This window comes from Mycolicibacterium litorale (assembly GCF_010731695.1).
Taxonomy (GTDB): Bacteria; Actinomycetota; Actinomycetes; order Mycobacteriales; family Mycobacteriaceae; genus Mycobacterium; species Mycobacterium litorale.
Window position 1 is genome coordinate 2,774,137 of sequence record NZ_AP022586.1, and the last position, 17,150, is coordinate 2,791,286.

At 69.7% G+C, this 17,150-nt stretch carries 15 protein-coding genes and 1 pseudogene; 8 read left to right on the forward strand and 8 right to left on the reverse strand.

From position 1 onward, the window contains the following. Nucleotides 1-33: 33 nt before the first annotated feature. Genes G6N30_RS13180 through G6N30_RS13190 form a run of 3 tightly spaced genes read left to right on the forward strand, consistent with a single transcriptional unit; the run spans nt 34 to nt 3,888 of the window. A complete protein-coding gene (locus G6N30_RS13180; RefSeq protein ID WP_234880178.1) occupies nt 34-1,530 on the forward strand; it encodes an NADH-quinone oxidoreductase subunit M in 1,497 nt (498 codons plus the stop codon). 38 nt (nt 1,531-1,568) lie between these two features. Next, complete coding sequence (gene nuoN, locus G6N30_RS13185) at nt 1,569-3,101, forward strand: NADH-quinone oxidoreductase subunit NuoN (RefSeq protein ID WP_234880179.1); 1,533 nt, start codon at nt 1,569-1,571, stop codon at nt 3,099-3,101. Between the two features lie 10 nt (nt 3,102-3,111). Then, nucleotides 3,112-3,888, forward strand: coding sequence for an enoyl-CoA hydratase (locus tag G6N30_RS13190; protein ID WP_134053445.1), 777 nt, complete (start codon nt 3,112-3,114; stop codon nt 3,886-3,888). Nucleotides 3,889-3,943: 55 nt separating this feature from the next. Here G6N30_RS13190 and G6N30_RS13195 read toward each other — a convergent pair whose 3' ends face one another. From G6N30_RS13195 to G6N30_RS13205, 3 genes are read right to left on the reverse strand one after another with little or no spacing between them, the layout of a single operon-like run. Further along, nucleotides 3,944-4,753: an ABC transporter ATP-binding protein gene (locus tag G6N30_RS13195; RefSeq protein ID WP_134053447.1), complete on the reverse strand. Its 810-nt coding sequence runs from the start codon at nt 4,751-4,753 to the stop codon at nt 3,944-3,946. Further along, a complete protein-coding gene (locus tag G6N30_RS13200) occupies nt 4,750-5,436 on the reverse strand; it encodes a PIG-L deacetylase family protein (protein WP_134053449.1) in 687 nt (228 codons plus the stop codon). The genes G6N30_RS13195 and G6N30_RS13200 overlap by 4 nt, the downstream gene beginning before the upstream one ends. Before the next feature lie 4 nt (nt 5,437-5,440). Beyond that, nucleotides 5,441-6,043 (reverse strand): TetR/AcrR family transcriptional regulator, encoded by a 603-nt coding sequence (locus tag G6N30_RS13205; protein ID WP_134053451.1) that lies wholly within the window; start codon nt 6,041-6,043, stop codon nt 5,441-5,443. A 43-nt stretch (nt 6,044-6,086) separates the two neighbouring features. Here G6N30_RS13205 and G6N30_RS13210 point away from each other — a divergent pair, with 43 nt between their 5' ends. Together G6N30_RS13210 and G6N30_RS13215 are read left to right on the forward strand one after the other, a co-directional pair. After that, a complete protein-coding gene (locus tag G6N30_RS13210; protein WP_134053453.1) occupies nt 6,087-7,238 on the forward strand; it encodes a phosphotransferase family protein in 1,152 nt (383 codons plus the stop codon). Further along, nucleotides 7,238-8,377, forward strand: coding sequence for an Rv3169 family protein (locus G6N30_RS13215; RefSeq protein WP_134053455.1), 1,140 nt, complete (start codon nt 7,238-7,240; stop codon nt 8,375-8,377). The genes G6N30_RS13210 and G6N30_RS13215 overlap by 1 nt, the downstream gene beginning before the upstream one ends. Here the strand turns inward: G6N30_RS13215 and G6N30_RS13220 are convergent. Then, entirely contained in the window at nt 8,361-9,509 is a 1,149-nt protein-coding gene (locus G6N30_RS13220) for an MFS transporter (protein WP_134053457.1), read from the reverse strand. The two genes, G6N30_RS13215 and G6N30_RS13220, sit on opposite strands and share 17 nt — an antisense overlap. 18 nt (nt 9,510-9,527) lie before the next feature. Here G6N30_RS13220 and G6N30_RS13225 point away from each other — a divergent pair, with 18 nt between their 5' ends. Continuing rightward, a complete protein-coding gene (locus G6N30_RS13225; RefSeq protein ID WP_134053459.1) occupies nt 9,528-10,088 on the forward strand; it encodes a TetR/AcrR family transcriptional regulator in 561 nt (186 codons plus the stop codon). 34 nt (nt 10,089-10,122) lie between these two features. On the opposite strand, the gene G6N30_RS13230 is transcribed toward G6N30_RS13225, so the two are convergent. Next, a complete protein-coding gene (locus G6N30_RS13230; RefSeq protein ID WP_134053461.1) occupies nt 10,123-11,607 on the reverse strand; it encodes a flavin-containing monooxygenase in 1,485 nt (494 codons plus the stop codon). A 45-nt stretch (nt 11,608-11,652) separates the two neighbouring features. Then, entirely contained in the window at nt 11,653-12,636 is a 984-nt protein-coding gene (locus G6N30_RS13235) for a TIGR03617 family F420-dependent LLM class oxidoreductase (protein ID WP_163687931.1), read from the reverse strand. 28 nt (nt 12,637-12,664) lie between these two features. Between G6N30_RS13235 and G6N30_RS13240 the strand changes: the two are divergent. After that, nucleotides 12,665-14,016: pseudogene (locus G6N30_RS13240) on the forward strand (flavin monoamine oxidase family protein). A gap of 9 nt (nt 14,017-14,025) precedes the next feature. Here G6N30_RS13240 and G6N30_RS13245 read toward each other — a convergent pair. After that, nucleotides 14,026-14,979, reverse strand: coding sequence for an alpha/beta fold hydrolase (locus tag G6N30_RS13245; protein WP_134053465.1), 954 nt, complete (start codon nt 14,977-14,979; stop codon nt 14,026-14,028). A 43-nt stretch (nt 14,980-15,022) separates the two neighbouring features. Continuing rightward, the gene (locus G6N30_RS13250; RefSeq protein ID WP_134053467.1) at nt 15,023-16,117 is read right to left on the reverse strand and encodes an NAD(P)-dependent alcohol dehydrogenase; all 1,095 of its coding nucleotides are present in this window, start codon (nt 16,115-16,117) and stop codon (nt 15,023-15,025) included. Between the two features lie 43 nt (nt 16,118-16,160). On the opposite strand from G6N30_RS13250, the gene G6N30_RS13255 reads away from it, so the two are divergent. Next, nucleotides 16,161-17,147: an NADPH:quinone oxidoreductase family protein gene (locus G6N30_RS13255; protein WP_134053469.1), complete on the forward strand. Its 987-nt coding sequence runs from the start codon at nt 16,161-16,163 to the stop codon at nt 17,145-17,147. Nucleotides 17,148-17,150: the final 3 nt, after the last annotated feature.

A 17,150-nucleotide genomic window follows, 5' to 3' on the forward strand; every position in this document is an offset into this window, starting at 1 on the left:
TGGGCGGCGCCGATCATCGGTGCCGGCGTGGTGATGCTGATGCCGCGTCGCGCGCTGGCGAAGTGGGTGGCGCTGGCGGTGTCGCTGCTGGCACTGGGCGTCACGGTCGTCATCGCCGCCGGCTTCGACCCCGGCGGGGAGCAGTACCAGTTCGTCGAATCGCGGCGCTGGATACCGTCGTTCGGCACCGGCTACATCCTGGGCGTCGACGGCATCGCCCTGGCGCTGATCGTGCTGACCGCGGTCCTGGTCCCGTTGCTGATCGTCGCCGGCTGGAATGACGCCGACAACGCCGCGCAGCGACGGTCGGTGCACACCTACCTCGCCCTGACCCTGGCGGTCGAGGGCATGGTGTTCATGTCGCTGATCGCCCTCGACATCCTGCTGTTCTACGTGTTCTTCGAAGCCATGCTGATCCCGATGTACTTCCTCATCGGCGGTTTCGGCGCCGACCGCGTCGCCTCGTCGAAGGCGGCGGTGAAGTTCCTGCTTTACAACCTGTTCGGCGGTCTGATCATGTTGGCCGCGGTGATCGGGCTGTACGTCACCACGGCGGGCAGTGACGCCTTCGGCAGCGGCACCTTCGACTTCCGCGCGATCGTCGCGGCCGTCGCCGCCGGGGACTTCGCTGTGAACCCCGCCGTGCTCAACCTGATGTTCGCCGGGTTCATGTTCGCGTTCGCGGTGAAGGCCCCGCTGTGGCCGCTGCACCGGTGGCTGCCCGACGCCGCTGTGGAGGCCACACCCGCCAGCGCCGTGCTGATGATGGCGGTGATGGACAAGGTCGGCACCTTCGGCATGCTCCGTTACTGTCTGCAGCTGTTCCCCGACGCGGCCACACTGTTCCGGCCGCTGATCATCACGCTGGCGGTGGTCGGCATCATCTACGGGGCGGTGGTGGCGATCGGACAGACCGACGTCATGCGGTTGATCGCCTACACCTCCATCTCGCACTTCGGGTTCATCATCCTCGGCATCTTCGTGATGACGACCCAGGGCCAGTCGGGGTCGACGCTGTACATGGTCAACCACGGCATCTCGACCGCGGCGCTGTTCCTCATCGCCGGATTCCTCGTCTCGCGCCGGGGGTCGCGGCTCATCGCCGCCTACGGCGGTGTGCAGAAGGTGGCGCCGGTGCTGGCCGGCACCTTCCTCGTCGCCGGTCTGGCGACGCTGTCGCTACCCGGGCTGGCGCCGTTCATCAGTGAGTTCCTGGTGCTCATCGGCACGTTCACCCGGTATCCGGTGCTGGCCGTGCTGGCGGCCACCGCGCTGGTGCTCTCGGCGATCTACGTGCTGTGGCTGTATCAGCGCATCATGACCGGACCGGTTCGCGAGGGCAACGAACGGCTACGCGATCTCGTGCCGCGCGAACTCGCCGTGGTGACACCGCTGATCGTGCTGCTGCTCGTGCTGGGGATCTACCCGAAACCGGCACTCGACGTCATCGACCCGGCCGTCGGGCACACGTTGACCACCATCGACCAGCCCGATCCGGCACCCACGCTGGCTGATGGGAACGCCCCGTGATCCCCACCCCCACCGTCGAATACGGCCTGCTCTCCCCCATGCTGATCGTGATCGGCGCCGCGATCGCCGGTGTGCTGATCGAGGCGTTTCTGCCCAGGCGAAGCCGTTACGCCGCCCAGGTCGCGCTCGCCCTCGGGGCCACGGCGGCCGCCCTGGCCGCGGTCGTCCTGCTGGTCCGGCAGCTGTCGGGAGAGGTCGGCCGGTCCGCGGTGATGGGGTCGGTGGTGATCGACCGTCCCGCGCTCTTCCTGCAGGGCACCATCCTGATCGTCGCCGTCCTCGGCGTCCTGCTGATCGCCGAACGCCGGATCCCCGTGGCCACCGATACCGACGACGACCCACCGGGATTCGACGCGTTCACCCCGCAGGCCTCGGCGGTGCCCGGAAGCGTGGCCGAACGGGTGGCCACCCGCGCCGGGGCGGCGCAGACCGAGGTGTTCCCGCTGACCATGTTCGCGGTCGCCGGCATGCTGCTGTTCCCCGCCGCCGACGATCTGCTGACCATGTTCATCGCGCTCGAGGTGCTCTCGCTGCCGCTGTACCTGCTGTGCGGGTTGGCCCGCCGCCGCCGTCTGCTCTCCCAGGAGGCCTCGCTCAAGTACTTCCTGCTCGGCGCGTTCTCCTCGGCGTTCTTCCTCTACGGCGCGGCGATGCTCTACGGCTACGCGGGCACACTGGACCTGCGCGGGATCGCGGCCGTCGTCGCGGAGGACACCGGCAAGACCTCGCTGGCGTTGACCGGGACCGGCCTGATCCTGGTCGGGTTGTTGTTCAAGGTCGGGGCCGCGCCGTTCCACTCGTGGATCCCGGACGTCTACCAGGGCGCGCCGACGCCGGTCACCGCGTTCATGGCGGCCGCCACCAAGATCGCGGCGTTCGGCGCGATGCTGCGGATCTTCTACGTTGCCCTGCCCGAACTGCGCGCGGAGTGGCGGCCGGTGCTGTGGGCGGTCGCGATTCTCACCATGGTCGTCGGCACGGTGACGGCGGTGACGCAGACCGACGTCAAGCGCATGCTGGCGTATTCGGCCATCGCCCACTCCGGTTTCATCCTGACCGGAGTGATCGCCGAGAACCGGCCGGGTCTGTCATCGGTGCTGTTCTACCTGTTCGCCTACGGGTTCTCCACGGTCGGGGCGTTCGCGGTGGTCGGCCTCGTGCGGGGGGCCGACGGTCAGGAGGAGACCTCGATGGCCCGGTGGGCCGGGCTCGGCAGGCGCAATCCCCTTGTCGGCGCGGTGTTCTCGCTGTTCCTCCTCGCGTTCGCCGGAATCCCCTTGACCAGTGGTTTCGTCGCCAAGTTCGCGGTATTCAAGGCGGCGGGTGAGGGCGGGGCGATACCGCTCGTGGTGGTCGGCGTGGTCGCCAGCGCGGTCGCCGCGTACTTCTACGTGCGGGTCATCGTGTTGATGTTCTTCACCGACCCGCCGCTGGACGCGCCGCAGATCGTCGTGCCGAGCGGGTTGACCACCGCGGCCGTCACCGTGACCGCCGCGGTGACGCTGGCGCTCGGCGCCCTGCCGCAGCCGCTGCTCGACCTGGCCGACAGCGCCGACCTGTTCCTGCGTTAGCTTGCCTGTCATGACGTCACTTGTTGTTCTGGCGGCCGACCACGGGCCCGTCCGGCTGCTGACCATGAACCGTCCGGAGGCGCGAAACGCGCTCAGCCGCGACCTCATTCGGGCGCTCTACGCCGCGCTGTCCGACGCCGACGCCGACGAATCAGTGCGCGCGGTGGTGCTGACGGGGACCGACCCGGCGTTCTGCGCAGGAGTCGACCTCAAGGAGGCCGCGCGCGACGGTTCGACCTACTTCGCTGAATTCCAGTCGCAGAGCTGCATCACCCGAGTGGCCGAGATGCGCACACCGATCGTCGGGGCGGTCAACGGTCCGGTCTTCACCGGCGGGCTCGAGATGGCGCTGGGCTGTGACTTCCTGATCGCCTCGGAGCGGGCCGCGTTCGCCGACACCCATGCCCGTGTCGGCATCCTGCCCGGCGGCGGCATGACGGCGCGGCTGCCGCAGGTGGTCGGCGCCGCGATGGCGCGACGGCTGTCGATGACCGGTGAGGTGGTCGATGCGGTGCGGGCGGAGCGGCTCGGGCTGGTGACCGAGGTGGTGGCCCACGACCGGCTAGTGGCCCGCGCGCTCGAGCTGGCGGGTCAGATCGCGGACGTGCCCGCCGCGACCATGGCCGGGCTCAAGGAGATTTATCGCCGCGGCACCGATGCCGTCATCTCCCCCGCACTGGCCGCCGAACGAGACATCTCGGGCACTCAGGACCGCGACTTCGCCGGTCTCGGAACCCGATTCGACGACGTCACCGCCCGCAACCGCGCGCAGATCGGCACCGATTGACCCACGCCCCCTCTCGGCTGTGCGGTTTCATCCGCGACACGCCGTGTAGCGCGGCTCAATCCGCACACTCGGCGTAGCTTTCGGCCTCGGCCTGGGCAAACCAGCGACCGTTACTCATCGCGATCGTGATCGGATGGTCGAAGCACGCGCTGATCGCCGCGGAGGTGAGGACGGTGCGCGCGGCCCCCTGGGCGATGATCCGGCCGTCACGCAGCAGCAGCGCGTGCGAGGTCGTCGCCGGGATCTCCTCGATATGGTGGGTGACGAGCACGGTGGCCAGTTGCGGATCGGACCGGCGCAGCCCGTCCATGGCGGCCAGGAGTTGTTCGCGCGCAGCCAGATCCAATCCGGTGGCGGGTTCGTCGAGGATCAGCAGATGGGGCTCGCCGATCAGCGCCCGGGCGATGAGGGTGCGCCCGCGCTCCCCCTGCGACATCACCTGCCACTGCGCGCCGGCCCGGTCGGCGAGGCCGAGGGAGGCGATCAGCTCGTCGGCGCGACCGATCTGCTCGTCCGTCGGTGACCAGCGCGGCACGAAGTCGGGGGTGTTCGTCAGGCCGGTGAGCACCACCTCGCGGGCGGTCAGCGGCGCGTCGATGCGCAGCCGTGGGTTGACGTGCCCGATGTGGGTGCGCAGTTCCCGCATATCCACCCGGCCCAGCCGGTGTCCGAGCACGTCGACCGTTCCGCTCGTGGGATGCGCGACGGCACCGAACAGGTTCAGCAGCGTGCTCTTGCCCGCACCGTTCGGCCCCAGCACCACCCAGCGCTGCCCGGCCTCGATGGTCACCGAGACGTCGGCGAGCAGATGGCGCCCGCCGCGGACGACGCCGATCGCCTCGGCGCGCAACACGGTCGGCGTCACGGCGTACTCCTGGTTCGGGTGAGGATGAACTCCACGGTCGGGCGGCCACCGAACTCCGGCCGTCCGGCGGTCGCCTGCTCCACTTGAGCGCGGGCCTGCGCGTACACGGGTGTGGCGGGGTCCAGCACCGACAGGTAACGCTCGTGGGCGGCCAACGATTCCACCGCGACCTCGACGAATCCGTCGACCACTTCACCGTGCGTGCCGTCGGGGCCGTTCTCGAACAGCCAGCGTGGCGGATGCACCAGCGCATCGTAGGCGGCGGTGACGGCGGTCGCGAATTCGATGTGGTCACGCTGATTGGGCTGACCCGGTGCCCATTCGGGTCCGCTGTAGATCGTGATGAGGACGTCGGGCGCCACCTCCTCGATGGTGCCGGAGATCCTGGCCCGCAACGCCGGCGTGTCGCGGATCTGGCTGTCCGGGAAATCCCAGAACGTCACGTCCTCGACGCCGACGATCGCGGCCGACCGGATCTGCTCCCGCTCGCGCAGCGGACCGGCCTCCTCCGGCGCCAGCCCCTCGATACCGGCCTCACCCCGCGAGGCCAGCGCGTAGTGCACGCGTCGGCCCGCCGAGGTCCATTTCGCCACCGCGGCGCCGATGCCGTACTCGGGATCGTCTGGGTGGGGCACCAGCACCAGCGCGGTGTGCCAGTCGCCCGGGAAGGGTTGCAATGTCACGGGTTCATGCCACCACACCGCGGGTGACGATGGCGGCGGTCTGGTCCACCCACGCGTCGTCGAGGTCCCCGCCGGGCAGCAGCAACAGCCGCAGCATGGTGGCGCCGCCGATGACCTCGATCAGCCGGTCCGGGTCGACGTCACCGTGCACCTCACCCCGGGTGATCGCGTCGGCGAGGCGGATGCGCACCGCGGCGAACAGATCGGTGAAGCGCGCCATCACCCGCATGTTGAGGCCGGCGTCGTCGGCCATGTCCGCGATCAGCCCCGGCAGCGCAGCCCGCACCACCGGGCTGGTGAACACGTCGCGGGCGGCGCCGATCATCGCGCGCACATCGGCGGCGATGTCGCCGGCCGGCGCCGTCAGCGCGGTGGGCGCGGCGGGGAAGGCCGCTTCGTGCACCAACTCGGCCTTGCTCGACCAGCGGCGGTAGATGGCGGTCTTCGTGGTGCCCGCCCGCTCGGCCACCGCCGCCATGGTCAGGTTCGAATAGCCGATTTCCACAAGCAGATCCGCGGCGGCCCGCAGTATGGCAGCGTCGATGCGTGGATCGCGGGGACGTCCCGCGGTCTGGACCTTGTCAACCGGAGACGGGTCTGCTTTCATAACGCTACTCACCGTATCGTATTTGCGGCCGAAGGAAGAACGCATGCCACACGAACCGGCTGTCGAAGACGTCAGCCGCCTGCAGCGCGCCAGCCGCGACATCACCACCCTGCCCGGCGTCATGTCGCGCTGGCTGGCCACCCGGCTACCCGGTGGGCAGGCCCCGGAGGTTCTGGTCGAGAGCGGTATCGACGCCAACGGAATGTCATCGGAGACAATCATTCTCACCGTGCGCGACCCGCTGGAGCAGCGCCTCGTCGCCCGTGTGGCACCCGCCGCCGAGGACGTCCCGGTGTTCTCCGAGTACCGGCTGGACCACCAGTTCGAGGTGATCCGCCTGGTAGCGGAGCTGACCGATGTCCCCGTGCCCCGGGTGCGCTGGCTGGAACCCACGGGTGAGGTGCTCGGCACGCCGTTCTTCCTCATGGACCACGTCGACGGAGTCGTCCCACCCGATGTCATGCCGTACACGTTCGGCGGCAACTGGTTCTACGACGCGCCCGTCGAACGGCAACGCGAACTGCAGGACAGCACCGTCGACGTGTTGGCCAAGCTGCACTCCATCCCCGACCCGCAGAGCACGTTCGGGTTCCTCGCCGGCGGCTCCGGGGACACCGCGCTGCGACGAAACCTCAACTGGCTGAAGGCCTGGTATGAGTTCGCGGTGCCCGGCATCGGCCGCTCGGAGCTGATCGAGCAGGCGCTTCAGTGGCTGGACACGCACTGGCCGGCCGACGTCGCGGCGACCGATCCGGTGCTGGTCTGGGGTGATGCGCGGATCGGCAATGTGCTGTACCGGGACTTCCGCCCCGTCGCGGTGCTGGACTGGGAGATGGCGACGCTCGGACCCCGCGAGATGGACGTGGCCTGGATGATCTTCGCCCACAACGTCTTTCAGGAACTGACCGGCCTCGCCGGACTCGAGGGCATGCCGCACTTCATGCGCGAGGAGGACGTCAAGGCGACCTACGCCGAGAAGACCGGCGTGCAACTCGGTGACCTGCAATGGTTCTACGTCTACTCCGGGGTGATCTGGGCGTGCGTGTTCATGCGCACCAGTGCGCGGCGGGTGCACTTCGGTGAGATGGAGCCGCCGACCGACGTGGAATCGCTGTTCTACCACGGCGCGCTGCTGCGCCGCCTTATCGGAGGGCGCGATGAGCGCTCGCGCGAAGAGCAGAGAGGAGACGCCTGATGCTCGGTCCGATGGACGAGTTCCCGGTGCACCAGGTGCCGCAACCGATCGCGTGGCCCGGGTCGTCGGATCGGAACTTCTACGACCGCTCGTACTTCAACGCCCACGACCGCAGTGGGGACCTGTTCCTGATCACCGGGATCGGCTACTACCCGAACCTCGGCGTCAAGGACGCGTTCGTCCTCGTGTCACGGCGCGGCGGCGGGGAGAGAGGACTGCTCGGGGACACCCACACCGCGGTGCACCTGTCCGACGGGATCGACCAGGACCGGCTGCACCAGCACGTCGGCAACTACCGGGTGGAGGTCACTGAACCACTGCGCAAGTTGCGGATCGTCATGGACGAAACCGAAGGTGTCGCTGTCGATCTCACGTGGGAGGGCCTGTTCGACGTCGTGCAGGAACAGCCGCACGTGATGCGTACCGGCAACCGCGTCACCCTGAACGCCCAGCGCTTCGCGCAGGTGGGCGCCTGGAGCGGGCGGATCCTGATCGACGGCGACGAGATCGCCGTCGACCCGCAGACGTGGATCGGCACCCGCGACCGGTCGTGGGGTATCCGTCCCATCGGCGAGGCCGAACCCGCCGGACGTCCCGCGGATCCGCCGTTCGAGGGAATGTGGTGGCTCTATGTCCCGATGGCCTTCGACGACTTCGCGATCGTGCTGATCATTCAGGAGGATCCGAGCGGATTCCGGTCGCTCAACGACTGCACGCGGGTGTGGCGCGACGGGCGCGTCGAGCAGCTGGGCTGGCCGCGGGTGAAGATCCACTACACCTCGGGCACCCGCATCCCGCACGGCGCCACCATCGAGGCCACCACCGGCGACGGCACTCCGATCGTGTTCGAGGTGGAGTCCAAGCTGCCGGTGCCCATCCACATCGGCGCCGGCTACGGCGGCGACTCGGACTGGCTGCACGGGGTGTGGAAGGGCGAGAAGTTCACCGAGCGGCTGGATTACGACCTGAGCGATCCGTCGGTGGCCGGGCGGGCGATGTTCGGCGTGATCGACCACGTGGGCCGGGCGACATGTGCGGTCGACGGCCGCGCGATCGAAGGGTGGGGGCTGTTCGAGCACGGTGCGCTCGGCCGCCACGACCCGTCGGGCTTCGCCGATTGGTTCACGCTGGCGCCGTGACCGGCGTGTCCTCGGTGGCCGGCCGCAGCAACAGCGCGAGCAGACCGAACACCGCGCAGGCGCCGAACGCGGTTTGCGCGCCTGCGCTGTCGATCAGCGCGCCCACCGCCGGGGCACCCAGCGCCTGACCGACCGCGAGGGTGAAGAAACTCAACCCCACCCCGAACGCCGTCCGGTCGGGGTAGACGCGCACGCTCCACAGCAGGAGCAGACCGGACATCGCCACGTACGCCGCACCGAACATGCCGGGGGCCGCCAGGATCACGACGAGGTGGGTGGACCCGACGGCCAGGGCCAGCGTCGCCGCCGCCATCGCCACGGTGGTCAGCACCCACGCGGGTCGCAGGCCGATCCGCGCCACGAGCGCACCGCCGAACGCTCCGGCGATACCGGCCGCGCCGAGCACCGTCCACGAGACCGACGACACGACCGGCCCGGCGCCGCCGACGGAGGTGATCACCTCCCTCCCGAAGTTCCAGACCGCGATGCTGGCGACCCCGGCGATCAGCGACGCCACGACCAGACCGAAAGTTCCTGGCCGAACAGTCCTCTCGCGCAGACCCGATGGCTCGGTCGCCCCGACTGACGGCACCACGCGGGCCGCCCACACCGTCACGACGGCGGTGATCGCCGCGAACAGCGCCCACGCGATCCGCCAGTGGCCGAACAGCAGCAGCGCGACGGGGCCGGAGACGACCACACCGATGCCCGTGCCCGCGTTCACGATCGTCTGGGCGCGGTCGGCCACCGCGCCACGCATCAGGTGCGCGACGGCCGCGGCGAGCGGCGGCGAGGCGATCCCCGTGCTGCATCCGGCCACGAGGATTCCGACGGCGAGGAACAACGTCGACGGCGCGGCCGCGACGGTCGAGATGCCCACGGTGGCAACCACGCCCGCGCCGACCGCGACCCGTCGGGGACCGAGTCGTTCGGTCAGCACGATGCTGAGCACGATCGCGGCGCAGTACCCCACGTAGCTGCCCGCGCCGATGAGGCCGAACGCCGTCGACGTCAGCTCGAAGGTGTCGGTGAACACCGGCGAGAACAACCCGTAGGCGAAGCGCGCGAACCCGTAGCAGCAGCCGATCAGGCAGGCACCCGCTCCGACCACAAAGTAGAACGATCGTTGCATTCTAGCTACAATGGCACGATGTCCGTCCGTCGGCAACCCGCCCGCATCCGGCTGCTGCAGGCCGCCGATGAACTGTTCTACGAACGCGGCATCGCCGGTACGGGTGTCGACGCCGTGATCGAGCGCGCCGGTGTCGCCACCGGTTCGCTGTACAAGAACTTCCGCGGCAAGGACGACCTCGTCGTCGCCTACCTCGCTGATCGCGACAGCCGGTGGCGCGCGCTGTGGGAAGAGTGCATCACCGCCGAAACCGATCCCCAACAGCGGATACTCGCGATCTTCACCGCGATCGAACGGTGGCGCGCGGGTACCTCGCTGGCCCGGGGCTGTTCACATGTCGCCGCTGCCGGCCAGTTGCCGCCGGGCCATCCAGGTCTCGACGCGGTCGCCGAGCACAAGCGCCATGTCGTCGCACGGCTGACCACCGAGGTGGCCGCCGCCGGTGTCACCGATGCCGGGGAGACCGCACGCGACATCGCCCTGGTCTACGACGGGATGCTCAGCGCGATGGCAGTCGGGCTGGAACCCGATCCGATCGGCCGGGCGCGGCGGATCGCCCAGCGGCTGCTTGCGCCGTGATTTCGGCGTGCTCAGTTGCGCTGGGCGCGACCGATCACGCCGAAATCACTCGGTCTGGGGCCGGTACGCGGCCGAACACCATCGACTCCTCGATCCGGTCGAAGCGGTGGTCGATCGCGTCGAGGACGTAGTTGTGGCGTACGTTCCACGGCCGCTGGGTGCCGGACTTGGGCAGCGCATGCGGCGCGCGCTGGACGTAGCCGGCGTTGATGTTCCACGCCGGCTTCTCGGCCATCGGCTTGTCGCCGAGGTGCGGATAGGCGTGGGTGTAGCCGTGTTCGTCCATGAACGCGACCAGCCTGGCGAAGGCGCGCGCGGTCAGGTCGGCGCGCAGGGTCCACGACGCGTTGATGTAGCCCACGCACCACGCCAGGTTCGGCACGTCTTCGAGCATGTGCTCCTTGAAGACGAACCGGTCCTGCGGTTTGATCTCCGCGCCGTCGATGCTCAGCGCGATCCCGCCGAGCGCCTGCAGCTGCAGCCCGGTGGCGGTGACGATCACGTCGGCGTCGATGCGCTCACCCGAACGCAGCACGACGCCGTGCTCGTCGAACGTGTCGATGTGGTCGGTCGCCACGTCCGCCCTGCCTTCGGCGATCGCCGAGTACAGGTCGTCGTCGAGGCTCAGGCACATCCGCTGGTCCCACGGGTTGTAGCGCGGGTTGAAGTGCACGTCCACCGGATAGCCCTCGGGCAGCGTCTTGGCCGCCTGGCGGCGGATGAACCGCCGCACCAGGCCGGGCGCCTTACGCGACAGCGCGTAGGTGGAGACGATGAACGCGAGGTTGTAGAACCGCACGAGGTGGAAGGCGATCCGCGCCGGGAACACCTTGCGGATGGCCTGGACCACCGGGTTGATCCGCGGCGAGGACAGCACGTAGGTGGGCGAACGCTGCAGCATCGTGACGTGGCCGGCCTGCCGGGCCAGCGCCGGCACCATGCTGATCGCGGTCGCGCCACTGCCGATCACCACGACTTTCTTGCCCGTCACGTCGAGGGATTCCGGCCAGTGCTGCGGATGCACCACCTCGCCGGCGAACCTGTCGATGCCGGGGAACTCGGGGCTGTAGGGCTCGTCGTAGTTGTAGTAACCGGTGCCGAAGAACAGGAACCGGCTGCGGTAGGTCCGCGGCCCGCCGTCCTGCTCGACGTGCACGGTCCACGTGTCGGTCGCCGAATCCCAGTCGGCGGACAGCACGTGGGTGTCGAACCGGATGTGGGAGTCGATGCCGTGCTTGCGGGCGGTCTGGGTCAGGTACTCGCGGATGTGGTCGCCGTCGGCGACGTTCTCCGGCCGGGTCCACTGTTCGAACGGGAAGCTCAGCGTGAAGATGTCGCTGTCCGAGCGGATGCCCGGGTAGCGGAACAGGTCCCAGGTCCCGCCGATGCGTGACCGGCGCTCCAGGATCGTGTACGTCAGCCGCGGGTTCCGCTCCTGCAGTCGGTAGGCCGCGCCTATGCCCGAAATGCCTGCCCCGATGATCAGGACATCGGTCTGATCAGCATCGACGCTGCTCATGGAACCTCCATTGGTCCGCTTACGTACCGACCCCCACCATAGGGCTCACCCATGCAGCGCGTCGACGATCTGGGCCAACGAGTCCACGTCGATCGGCTGGGGCTGGTACAGGCAGATCCGGTCGGCGACCCCGTCGACCCGGTCACGGATGTGGGCGGCGATCTCCGCCGGAGTGCCACAGGCGGCGATCGTGTGCAGCACCTCGTCGGGGATGAGTTTGGCCATCTCCTGCCAGCGGCCATGTTTCGACATCGCGTGCAGCTCGGGCTGCAGGTCTCCCCACCCGTGCAGATCGAGCACCGGACGATAGGCCGGGGTGGAACCGTAGAACGCGAGCAGCTGGCGGGTGGAGCTGTGGTCGGGGTTCTCCTCGGAGGTGACGGACACGATGATCTCCGGGACGACGGTGAAGTCGGCGGCGTTGCGGCCCGCGGCGGCGAGCCCGTCGGCGACCGCGGACATCGTCGACTCGTGCAGGAACCGCTTGGTACCGAACGGCATCACCAGCAGCCCGTCGGCGTGTTCGGCGGTCGCCCGGGTCAATCGTGGCCCGAGGGCACCGACGTAGATCGGTGGCGGTCCGTAGGTGTTGCCGCGCGGGGTGAAGTTCGGGGTCATCAACGTGTGCCGGTAGAACTCGCCGCGGAAGTCCAGCCGCTCCCCGGTCGACCAGGTCGCGAAGATCGCCCGCAGGGCACCGATCAGCTCCGTCATCCGCGCCACCGGACGGTCGAAGTCCGCGCCGAACCGCTTCTCGATCTGCGTGCGGATCTGGGTGCCGAGGCCGAGGACGAACCGCCCCTCGGACAGGATCTGGTGGTCTATCGCCTGATGGGCGAGGTGAATCGGGTTGCGCGGGAACGCGATCGCGACGTTGGTCATCAGATCCAGCCCGCCGACCGTGGCAGCCAGCGTCAAGGGGGTGAACACGTCGTGCGGCCCCTCGAAGGTGAACACGCCGTCGGCGCCCGCCTCGCGCAGCGCGTGCACCCTCTTGATCGCGTCCGTCGGGCCGAACAGCGCTGTCATCACCTGCACAACGTGAGAGCCTAGTCACATGAGCGCACCGGTCGACGTGGACGTCGTCGTGGTGGGGGCCGGATTCTCCGGGCTCACCGCGGCCCGCGAACTCACCCGCCGCGGTTATGACGTCGTGGTGTTCGAGGGGCGCGACCGGGTCGGTGGTCGCGCGTACACCACCACGGTCGCCGGCACCCCGGTCGATCTCGGCGCGACGTTCGTGGGACCGACTCAGGAGGCGGTCAACGCGCTGGCGGCCGAGTTGGGCTGTGCCACCGTGCCCACCTACAGCCGCGGGAAGAACCTGATCCGCTGGCGCGGGCGGGTGCGCTCCTACCGCAGCACCATTCCGCGGCTGTCGATCCTCGAGCTGCTCGACGTCTCCCGCATTCAGTGGCGGTTCGAGAGGCTGGGCAAACAGGTGCCGGTCGCCGCGCCGTGGACCGGGCCCACCGCGCACCGGCTCGACGACCTCAGCCTCGAATCGTGGTTGCGGACGGTGCGCGCGAGCGCGTCGACGCGTGACCTGATGGCGATCATGTCGCGGGTGACGTGGGGTTGCGAACCGGACGCGGTGTCGATGCTGCACGCCGTGCGCTACGTCAAGGCGGCCGGCGGTATCGGGTGCATGCTCGATGTGGAGGGCGGCGCGCAGCAGGACCGGTTCCACGGCGGCACCCAGCAGATCGCCTTGCGGATGGCCGAGGAACTGGGCGAACGCGTGACGACCGCCGCGCCGGTGCGGCGCGTACGGCGGCTCCCCGACGGGATCGTGCAGGTCGACACCGACCACGGCACGACGTCGGCACGCGCGGTGGTGATCGCGGTGGCGCCCGCCCATCGCGACGCGATCGCCTTCGAGCCACCGCTGCCCGCCGGCTACCACGAACTGGCCGCCCATTGGCCGCAGGGCCGGCTGAGCAAGGCGTACGCCGCCTACGCCAAACCCTTCTGGCGCGAGGGCGGCTGTTCGGGTGAGGCGTTGTCCGACGAGGGCCCGGTGTTCATCACCTTCGACGTCAGCCCGTCCGACGACGGCCCCGGCATTTTGCTGGGCTTCACCGATGCCGCGGTGTTCGACCGGCTGCCCCCGAGGAGCGCCGCCGGTGCGTCATCGACGGATTCACCACCCTCTTCGGTGACGCCGCCTCGGAACCGATCGACTACGTCGACCACCTCTGGGGCACAGAGGATTTCGCGCCGGGCGGCCCGACGGCGGCGGTCCCGCCGGGCGCCTGGACGGCCTACGGCCAGTGGCTACGCACACCGTTCGACGGAATCTATTGGGCGGGAACGGAAACCGCCGACCAGTGGACGGGGTTCCTCGACGGCGCGGTGCGGTCGGGGCGGCGCGCCGCCGCCGAGGTGCACGTCCGGTTGTCGCGCTGAGCCGTCGCCCTACGACGTGGCCCGGCGCGTCACGGCCACCGAATCCACGAGATTGCGCAGCGCGCCGTTGACCTCCTCGGGCCGCTCCAGGATGGCGCAGTGCCCGCCGGACAGTTCGAGGAACGCCGCGAGGTTGGGCACCGTCTCGGCGATGCGCCGCGCCGAGGTGATCGGCAGTAGTCGGTCCTTGTCGCTGCCGATGACCAGCGTCGGCACGGTGAGGTTCTCCAGACCGATGTGGCGCGGTCCCATCGACTCGACCAGCACCCTGGCCCACCCGCCGCGGCCCGCGGCCGGAGTGCCGGTGAACAGTTCGAAGACGAACGCGGCAACCGCGGGATCGGCGGCGCGGCCGACGGCCAACTGGGAGACGAACCGGCGGCTGGGCCGGTGCGCCGCGGCGATCAGGGGCGCCGCGCCGAACGTCTTGATGACGGTGCTCGCCGCGCGCACCCGCGTCGCCGACAGCCGGTGCGGCACGGGCAGGAACTGGATGTCGCGCAGCAGATCCCCGGTGGTGGTGTTGATCAGTGCCACGCCGGCAGCCCGCTGTGACACCCGCTCGGGGAAGCGCTCGGCCCAGGAGGTGATCGCGATGCCGCCCATCGAGTGGCCGGCGATCACCGCGCGCTCGTGCGGGGCGACGGTCGCGGCGAGTACGGCATCGAGATCCGCCGCGAGGTAGTCGAGGCTGTAGTTGCCGCGCCGCGGCGGTACGCCGCTGCGGCCGTGGCCCCGGTGGTCGTAGGCGATGACGCGGTGGTCGCGGGCGAGATCGGCGATCTGATAGGCCCAAACCCGGATTGCGCAGGTGATGCCGTGGGCGAGCACGACGGGCGGGGCGTCCTCAGGCCCGAAGACCTCGGTGTGCAGGCGCACGCCGTCGATCGAGCGCACAGGTGTCACGCGGCCCTGCGGCATCGCCTTCGCCGCCGCGAATCGGCTGGTCCTCGCCCTGCTCACGGGGTGCTCCCATCGCTACCGGCTGCGTTGCCGGACATTAAGCTTAGCTGCCGGTGACCAGCACCGGCTTGATAACACGACCGGTCTTGGCGGCTGACCAGGCGACGTCGAAGTCTTCGAACGCATACGTCGTGACGAGCCGGTCGAGTGGGAGTTCGCCGGCACCGGCGAGGGCGACCAGTCGTGGGATGAAGGCGTGGGGTTCACTGTCGCCTTCGACGACACCCCGCACGGTGAGCCCTCTGCCCATGATCAGTCCCACCGGCAGCGGCGCGACGGGCGCACCGAGTCCCACGATGGCCAGGGTGCCGCGGGCGCGCAGGACACTCAGCGCCGTCGTCAACACCTCGGGTATCGCCGTGGTGTCGACGGCGGCGTGCGCCCCACCGCCGGTCGCGTCCAGCACCTCCGCGGCGACGGCGCCGGCGGCGGCATCAACGGTGGCGGTCGCCCCCAGCTCGGCGGCGAGTTCGCGGCGCTGCGCCACCGGGTCGACGGCCACGATGGCGCGACACCCCGCGATGCGCGCACCCATGACCGCCGACAGCCCGACCGCCCCGGCTCCGAACACCACCACGGCGTGCTCGGGGCGCGCGGCCAGTGCGTTGAGCACCGTTCCGACCCCGGTCTGCACGCTGCATCCGAGCGGTGCGGCCAGTACCGGGTCGAGGTCGTCGATGGCGACGGTGTTGCGCTGTCGCGCAACGGCGTAGGTGGCGAGACTGGACTGCCCGAAGAAGCCGCCGCCGATCGGGGTGCCGGCGAGACGCAGGGCGCTCGACTCCCCCGCCCCGTCGCCACGCATGTTGCGATCGGTGGAGTGCGCGCAGTAGGCGGGTCGGTGGGCGGCGCAGTACTCGCACCGGCCACAGCTGGCGAAGGTGAGCACCACCGGTTGGCCGGTGCGCAGATCGGCCTGCGGTCCGGTCGCCACGACGGTGCCGGCCCCTTCGTGACCGAACACCATGGGCAGGCGTTTGGCCGGCCAGCGGGCGGCGATGCTGATGTCGGTGTGGCAGATCCCCACCGCGTCGATGCGCACCAGCACCTCGTCGCCGATGGGCGGCCGGACGGCGATGTCGGTCAGGCTGGGGTCTGCGCCGGCTTCCAACAGCACCGCGGCACGGGCGTCGATCACCCCGGGATGTTAAATGGTTGCCGACGACGGAAGGAAGGCGACCATGCGCGCGGTTCAGATTGCCCGGCTGGACGGTCCCGACTCGGTGCAGGTCGTCGAAGTCCCAGAACCACGCGGCGACGAACCCGACGCCGCCGACCAGGTGCTGATCGAGGTGCACGCGGCGGGTGTGGCGTTCCCCGACGCGTTGCTCACCCGCGGGCTCTACCAGTACAAGCCGGAGCTTCCGTTCACGCCGGGCGCCGAGATCGCCGGCGTGGTGCGCAGCGCCCCCACCGGTTCGGGCATCTCGACCGGCGACCGGGTCGCCGGATTGACGATGCTGTCCGGCGGGATGGCCGAAGTCGTTGCGCTGCCGCCCGATCGGGTGTTCCCCCTGCCCGATGCGGTGTCGTTCGAGGCCGGTGCGGGTCTGCTGTTCAACGATCTGACCGTGCACTGCGCACTGCGCACCCGCGGGCACCTGGCGCCGGGTCAGACCGTGTTGGTGCACGGCGCGGCGGGGGGCATCGGCACCTCGACGCTGCGGTTGGCTCCGGCGTTCGGAGCCGGGCGCACGATCGCGGTGGTCAGCACCGAGGAGAAGATCGCGGTGGCCCGGGCGGCCGGAGCCGACGAGGTGGTGCTGGCGGACGGATTCAAGGACGCGGTCAAGGAGTTGACGGGTGGCCGCGGTGTCGACATCGTCGTCGACCCCGTCGGCGGCGACCGGTTCACCGACTCACTGCGCTCTTTGGCACCGGGCGGACGGCTGCTGGTGATCGGCTTCACCGGTGGCGACATCCCCACGGTGAAGGTGAACCGGCTGCTGCTCAACAACGTCGACGTCGTCGGAGTGGGCTGGGGCGCTTGGACATTCGCCCATCCCGGCTACGTGCGCGAACAGTGGGCCGAACTCGAACCGCTACTGGCCTCCGGTGCGGTGTCGGCGCCGCAACCCGACATCTATCCGCTGGAGCGGGCGGCCGAAGCCATCGCGGCCCTCGAGAACCGCACGGCGAAAGGCAAAGTCGTCATCGCGATGCGGTGACCG

Bases quoted from the DNA above. Each gene is read 5' to 3' on its own strand.
- G6N30_RS13215 (WP_134053455.1), top strand. From the start codon at position 7,238: ATGCTCGGTCCGATGGACGAGTTCCCGGTGCACCAGGTGCCGCAACCG.
- G6N30_RS13230 (WP_134053461.1), bottom strand. From the start codon at position 11,607: ATGAGCAGCGTCGATGCTGATCAGACCGATGTCCTGATCATCGGGGCA.
- G6N30_RS13210 (WP_134053453.1), top strand. From the start codon at position 6,087: ATGCCACACGAACCGGCTGTCGAAGACGTCAGCCGCCTGCAGCGCGCC.
- nuoN (WP_234880179.1), top strand. From the start codon at position 1,569: ATGCTGATCGTGATCGGCGCCGCGATCGCCGGTGTGCTGATCGAGGCG.
- G6N30_RS13225 (WP_134053459.1), top strand. From the start codon at position 9,528: ATGTCCGTCCGTCGGCAACCCGCCCGCATCCGGCTGCTGCAGGCCGCC.
- G6N30_RS13220 (WP_134053457.1), bottom strand. From the start codon at position 9,509: ATGCAACGATCGTTCTACTTTGTGGTCGGAGCGGGTGCCTGCCTGATC.
- G6N30_RS13190 (WP_134053445.1), top strand. From the start codon at position 3,112: ATGACGTCACTTGTTGTTCTGGCGGCCGACCACGGGCCCGTCCGGCTG.
- G6N30_RS13235 (WP_163687931.1), bottom strand. From the start codon at position 12,636: ATGACAGCGCTGTTCGGCCCGACGGACGCGATCAAGAGGGTGCACGCG.
- G6N30_RS13180 (WP_234880178.1), top strand. From the start codon at position 34: ATGCTGATGCCGCGTCGCGCGCTGGCGAAGTGGGTGGCGCTGGCGGTG.
- G6N30_RS13205 (WP_134053451.1), bottom strand. From the start codon at position 6,043: ATGAAAGCAGACCCGTCTCCGGTTGACAAGGTCCAGACCGCGGGACGT.
- G6N30_RS13255 (WP_134053469.1), top strand. From the start codon at position 16,161: ATGCGCGCGGTTCAGATTGCCCGGCTGGACGGTCCCGACTCGGTGCAG.